This is a genomic window from Bacillus sp. LR--39, from assembly GCF_053613335.1.
The window spans coordinates 1-1535 of record NZ_JBSIOT010000125.1; the positions used below are offsets into that span (position 1 = coordinate 1).

Genomic DNA, 1535 nt, shown 5'->3' on the forward strand with positions numbered 1-1535 from the left:
AGCTACTGCCGCCGATTGTTTTTGTTCGCCGATTTTTTGGAGGACATCCTCCATTTTCCCTTCCAAATGCAACCCGCTGTACAGAACAACATCGGCAGACATTAATTTTTTCGTGTCACCTTGGGAAGCTTTGTAAAGGTGCGGATCAACCCCCGGTCCCATTAAAGAGGTGACTTTTACATGCTTACCTCCGATGTTTTCTGCTGCATCGGCAATTTGAGATGTTGTCGCTGTCACTTGTAATTGCTGATCAGCGCTTTTTCCGGCTGAATCCGTTCCGCATCCCGTTAAAGCAAAGGTCGCAAAAAGTACTGCTGCCATCAGCCCTTGTCTCATATTTCTCCTCCTCTTTGCCATCAATGTCCGATTGTTTTATCTTATGTTGTCAGTTCTTAGACATATGACATTAAATTAGCCAAAAGCATGTTTTATTTACACAGGACAAAAAGTTTCCCTTATGCAAAATTATCGCGTTTGGCCATTTTTGTCAAGCTGATTTACATAAAAAAACCGGCTGGGTCAGCAGCCGGTCCAAACGAGAAGGGATGTATTCAACGAACACTTTTACTGTAACAGCACAGTGTCATTTATTCAAAATAGCAAAATGCTTTTTTCTTAACCATGCTGTGTGAAAACATCCATTTTGGTCACATATTTTCGCATAATATCTTGGTTTACCTCAACCCCTAAACCAGGCTGTTTTGACACAGAAATAAATCCATTATCAATACGAATATCAGGAGTTACAATATCTTCATCCCAATAGCGTGAGGATGAAGATATATCGCCAGGTATTGTGAATTGAGGCAGTGAAGCAAGCGCCACGTTCTGCGCTCTTGATATGCCTGTTTCCAGCATTCCTCCGCACCAAACCTGCATATGATGCTCTTTGCATAAATCATGAATTTTTAAGGCTTCTGTTAAGCCGCCGACACGAGAAGGTTTTATATTAATAATTTTGCAGCTTCCTAGCTCAATCGCCCGTCTCGCATCATCAACTGAACAAATGCTCTCATCAAGGCAAATGGCCGTTTTCAAATGTTTCTGCAGGTGGCGGTGGTCAACGATATCGTCAGCTTGGAGCGGCTGCTCAATCATCATTAAATGATAGTCATCAAGCTCCTTTAAACGGCTGATATCCTTCAGTTCGTAAGAGGAATTGGCATCGGCCATAAGCGGGATGTTTGGGAATCGGCTGCGGATGGCCTTGACCAATTCCACATCCTGCCCAGGCTGAATTTTAATTTTTATTCTTTGATAACCTTCTTTTTGATAGCTCTCAATTTCCTTCAGCATATCGTCAAGAGGCGCCAGGCCGACTACCACCCCGGCAGGGACTTTATCTCTTGTTCCGCCCAATGCCTCAGCAAGGGATACGCCCTTCTTTTTGGCATAAATATCCCATACAGCCGATTCAAGTCCCGCTTTTGCCATCCGGTTTCCTTTATACCGCGCCAGGCTGTCCGGCACTTCTGAAGGATGATTGAATTCACGGCCGACGACATTTGGGATAAAAAAATCTTTTAGCATATGCA

1 protein-coding gene and 1 pseudogene are annotated in these 1535 nt (G+C 43.6%); both read right to left on the reverse strand.

Annotated elements, in window-relative coordinates; translation table 11 throughout:
- A pseudogene (gene mntA, locus ACWHAR_RS20990) lies at positions 1–336 on the reverse strand (manganese ABC transporter substrate-binding protein/adhesin MntA); the annotation flags it as partial.
- A gap of 279 nt (positions 337–615) precedes the next feature.
- The coding region (menC, locus tag ACWHAR_RS20995) for an o-succinylbenzoate synthase (protein WP_452087712.1) at positions 616–1535 on the reverse strand (920 nt) is incomplete at its 5' end.